The organism is Candidatus Desulfatibia sp., from assembly GCF_036446775.1.
Classification (GTDB): Bacteria; Desulfobacterota; Desulfobacteria; order Desulfobacterales; family UBA11574; genus Desulfatibia_A.
Genome location: NZ_JAZFTO010000180.1, coordinates 1 through 4,449 on the forward strand (window position 1 = coordinate 1; position 4,449 = coordinate 4,449).

At 46.8% G+C, this 4,449-nt stretch carries 5 protein-coding genes; all 5 read right to left on the minus strand.

Annotated features, from left to right (window positions below):
• The coding region (locus tag V3S16_RS08815; protein ID WP_413884312.1) for a sigma-54-dependent transcriptional regulator at positions 1-995 on the minus strand (995 nt) is incomplete at its 3' end.
• A gap of 71 nt (positions 996-1,066) precedes the next feature.
• Entirely contained in the window at positions 1,067-1,477 is a 411-nt protein-coding gene (locus tag V3S16_RS08820) for a four helix bundle protein (protein ID WP_413884313.1), read from the minus strand.
• A 184-nt stretch (positions 1,478-1,661) separates the two neighbouring features.
• Positions 1,662-2,993 (minus strand): dihydroorotase, encoded by a 1,332-nt coding sequence (locus tag V3S16_RS08825; protein ID WP_413884314.1) that lies wholly within the window; start codon positions 2,991-2,993, stop codon positions 1,662-1,664.
• Positions 2,994-3,075: 82 nt separating this feature from the next.
• Complete coding sequence (gene lepB, locus V3S16_RS08830; protein WP_413884316.1) at positions 3,076-3,621, minus strand: signal peptidase I; 546 nt, start codon at positions 3,619-3,621, stop codon at positions 3,076-3,078.
• A 324-nt stretch (positions 3,622-3,945) separates the two neighbouring features.
• Positions 3,946-4,413: a phosphatidylglycerophosphatase A gene (locus tag V3S16_RS08835; protein ID WP_413884315.1), complete on the minus strand. Its 468-nt coding sequence runs from the start codon at positions 4,411-4,413 to the stop codon at positions 3,946-3,948.
• Between the last annotated feature and the right edge of the window lie 36 nt (positions 4,414-4,449).

Consider the following 4,449-nt stretch of genomic DNA (forward strand, 5'->3'; position numbering starts at 1 on the left):
AGAAAATGCTGGGCTAAAAGCCGCAGGTCGCTTTTTCTTTCCCGCAGTGCCGGCAGCTTGATTTCAATCACGTTCAATCGGTAAAACAGATCTTCCCGGAAACGTCCGGCAATCACTTCTTGATCCAATTCCTTGTTGGTGGCAGAAATAAGACGGATATCAACGGCAATATCTTCGTTGCCGCCCACGGCCTTGAAAACCTTCTCCTGGACCGCCCTGAGCAGCTTGACCTGTATGGGGGGGTTGATCTCCCCGATTTCATCAAGAAAAACCGTACCTTTGTCGGCAATTTCAAAAAGCCCCTTTTTGTCTTGGGCAGCACCGGTAAAAGCACCTTTCTTGTGACCGAAAAGTTCGCTTTCCATCAATGTCTCGGGAATGCTGCCGCAGTTTATAACAACAAAGGGCTTGTTATGCCGATCACTCTGATCATGGATGGCACGCGCGATCAACTCCTTGCCGGTTCCGCTTTCGCCGGTGATCAGGATGTTTGTCCGGGTTTCGGCAACCTGGCTGATCATATTGTAGACCTTCAGCATGGCGGGGCTGTTACCCACTATCGTATCAAAATGAAGTGTTTGCTTGAGCTCATCATCAAGGATCTCTTTTTCATGCTCCAGGGTTCTCAATTGCAGCGCTTTTGCAATGGTCTGTTTAAGCTCTTCATTGTCAAAGGGCTTGGGAACATAGTCATAAGCACCTTCATTCATGGCTTCCACCGCGGTCTCGGTGGTCGCATAGGCGGATATCATGATGACTACGGTATTTTGATTACGCTTTTTTGAAGCCCTCAGCACGTCAAGGCCGGTAATATCACCAAGCCTGATATCGCACAGCAAAAGATCAAAATCTGTTTTTTTTATCATAGATATCGCCTGGCGGCCGGTTTCGGCGCAAGCAACCTTATAATTTTCACCGCTGAGCATAATTTCGAGCAACTCTCGCATACTCAGCTCATCGTCTACAACCAGTATGTGTGGAGTGTTGTTAGGCATAGGCATATTATTGTTGGAGGTTGGAGGTTGGAGGTTGGAGGCAAAAAATCAACGGCCTTAAACCTCAAACTTTAATCGCCTCGTTCTTTCAACTTGCCGGCAGAATATTTTCGTTTATTTCCTCTGAGTGAATTGATCAATCCATTTAGTTTTCGATCGATTTGTTCGCATCGTTTTCTGATTTCGGTTGACTCTTCATCCGAAAAAAGTTTTTTTCTTCGAAAAATTTCGTTGAGCGTTACAACTTCATACAAGGAACCTTGAGCAATATGAAGAAATTGTATAAATTCTTTTTTATATTGCCGACCTTTTCCCTCAGCAGTATTTTGTGCTGGCGATGTGACAGCAGCTTCCATTTGACCAACCAACCGAAGATGCCTGTTCTTTGGGAAATTATCAAGCAGATCAAGAACGAATTCCGCAAGATCAACCGATAGTTGCCATACCTGAAGCTTTTCAAATGGAAACACATAGTCGCTCATATTTTGCCTCCAACCGGCAAAACGAATTAGGTCTAAGGTTTGAGGAGCGCTTCGCTTTAGTTTAAACAAAAAACTCTTTTGCCTCTATCCTCTAACCGCGAAGCGCCAACCTCTAACAGCCGAAGGCTTTGCCTCTAACCTCCAACCTCCGCCATCCATCCTTAAACCTCAAGAGTGGCTATCCTTAAACGAAGTGTTCATCGTGAAACACAACCTTCCCTCCCACCATAGTCAAGACCGCCCTGCCCTTCACATCCCAGCCCTCAAAGGGGGTGTTGCGGCCCAGAGATTGAAAGCTGTCGGCCTCGATCCGATAAGATCTCTCAGGATCGATGATGGTAATATCGGCTGAATATCCAACTTGAAGGCCGCTTTCAAGTCCGAGGATGCGGGCCGGATTGTTCGACATTTTTGCAATAAGGTCCGTCAATGCAAGCACACCGTCGTCAACCAGTTTCAAACTCAGTGGCAGCGAGGTCTCAAGCCCGATTATTCCATTGGCGGCCAGGTCGAATTCAATTTCTTTTTCAATGGGAGCATGGGGGGCATGATCGGTGGCAATCACATCGATGGTTCCGTCGGCAAGTCCCTGGCGAACAGCCTCCCTGTCGCGGCGGGACCGCAAGGGCGGATTCATTTTGGCATTGGTATTATAGTCCTCAACCGCCTCATCTGTAAGGGTGAAATAATGGGGTGCGGTTTCGGCTGTAACCAATACCCCTCTATTTTTGGCATCTCTGATGGCCCGAACGGATTCTGCGGTACTGACATGGGCGATGTGCAGCGGGCTTTGGGTTAATTCACAAAGAGCGATATCCCGTATAACCATTACACTTTCAGCGGCATTGGGTATTCCCGCAAGGCCCATCCGGGTGGCAATCTCGCCTTCGTTCATTACCCCGCCCCCTGCCAGATCACGATCTTCACAGTGGGAAATGACCGGCAAACCGAACCCTTTGGCATATTCCAGGGCTCTGCGCATTAGCTGACTGTCCATCACAGGATTGCCGTCATCAGAAAGTGCAACGGCACCGGCTTCTTTTAAGTCTCCATATTCACACAGCTCTTTTCCTTGCAGCCCTCTGCTGATAGCGGCAACAGGATAAACTCGTACAGTATCCACCTCCAGGGCTCTTTTTAAGATATATTCCGTCACGTGCCGGTTGTCATTGACAGGATTTGTATTAGGCATGCAGCATACGGCTGTGAAGCCGCCGCAAGCCGCGGACTTGCAGCCTGTAGCAATGGTCTCTTTATATTCATATCCAGGCTCCCGCAGATGAACATGCATATCTATAAGTCCGGGGGTTACGATTTTTCCGCCGGCGTCGATAATGCGGTCTACGGATACTTTTCCCCGCTCCGTCTCTGACGCACCTGTTTGGAGCCCGGACGAACCTTCTGCGGCTATCTGTGGCTTAATTTCAACGATCTTTCCATTATCAATAAGAATATCCATAATGCCATCGATGTTTCCGGGATCGATGACCCTGCCACCCTTAATCAGCATCAGCATCGCGTAAACCTCCTGCCACCAGACATAAAAGCGACTCCATGTCCAGGATGTTTTTGCTTGCAAACTGCATGATGCACCTGCTTTACTTAAGCATTTGTCCGATTCTTTTCCACCTGACCCCGAAATTGCCTTTGTCCCAGGACCAATAGATCAAAAACGCTTTTCCCCTTACAGCTTTTAAATTCACGAACCCCCAGAATCTGCTGTCATAGCTGTGGTCGCGATTGTCTCCCATCACAAAGAGCGAATTTTCGGGCACCACCAGCGGCCCGAAATTGTCTCTGGGCTGGATATTTCCCGGAATCATGCGGGAATCTTTATGTATCCCAAAATCGTGATTCAGAGGTTTGTGATTTAAAAAGATCCTTTTATCGCGGGATTCAACCACGTCTCCGGCAACGCCGACAACACGTTTAATAAAGTCCTTGTCGGGATCCTCCGGGAACTTAAATACAACGATATCTCCCCGTTGAGGTTCTTTGTATGGAATGATTGTCGCTGACGCAAACGGCAGTTTGACCCCGTAAAGAAACTTATTCACCAGGATGTGATCACCGATCAGAAGTGTCTCTTTCATGGAACCCGAGGGAATTTTAAAGGCCTGTACGATAAAGGTACGAATAAACATGGCCAGTACGATCGCCAGCAGGATGGCTTCAATGTTTTCGCGCCAAGCGCTTTTTTTGGGAGTTTGCTTTTCGTTTTTTGATATATTTTTTGAGCTCAATTTTCTACAGCACCTTTTTGCGAGAGTGTTTTGTATTTAGTGTTTAATGGCCTAACAAACTGAATATTCATCATATTTGCGAAGGATTTATCTAACAAAATATTTTCGCCACCAAGACACCAAGACACAAAGTTAAATTATAATAAACAGTTATTCTTTGTGTCTTGGTGCCTTTGTGGCTATTCTTTCTCTCCGAGGCGTAGGCTCTACGAGCCGGAGGCCGGTTTATCCGGGTTGGGTTATAAATAAAATAACTCTTAGTACAAGATTGCTTAAAATGCCGGCCGCTACATCGTCCAGGACAATGCCGGCACCTCCTGAAAAATGTTTTTCCGGCAGGCGAATCGGATAAGGCTTAAAGATATCCAGAATTCTGAAAACGATAAAACCTGTTGACGCGAAAAACAGATTAAAAGGCAAACCTATTAACGTTACCACAATGCCTGCGATTTCATCAACAACAATAGCGCCGGGATCTTTTTCCCCTAAAATTTTCTCAGCCTCTTGGGATACCAGAACGGCAAAGAAAATAAATATTCCGGTCAGCAGGACAGCAACCGGCAGATCGATTTTAGATAGAAGAAAGCAAAGCGGAAGCCCCAAGATGGAACCAAATGTACCGGGAGCAAAAGAGGTGTTACCGATAAAACCGCCGGTCGCCAGGAACATGACCGCTTTCTGTTTGAAATTCATGCCCTGTCTCTATTATCTGGCATGGTATTTGTCAAG

Coding starts and splice junctions, on each gene's coding strand:
- V3S16_RS08820 (WP_413884313.1), bottom strand. CDS start 1,477: ATGAGCGACTATGTGTTTCCATTTGAAAAGCTTCAGGTATGGCAACTA.
- V3S16_RS08825 (WP_413884314.1), bottom strand. CDS start 2,993: ATGCTGATGCTGATTAAGGGTGGCAGGGTCATCGATCCCGGAAACATC.
- lepB (WP_413884316.1), bottom strand. CDS start 3,621: ATGTTTATTCGTACCTTTATCGTACAGGCCTTTAAAATTCCCTCGGGT.
- V3S16_RS08835 (WP_413884315.1), bottom strand. CDS start 4,413: ATGAATTTCAAACAGAAAGCGGTCATGTTCCTGGCGACCGGCGGTTTT.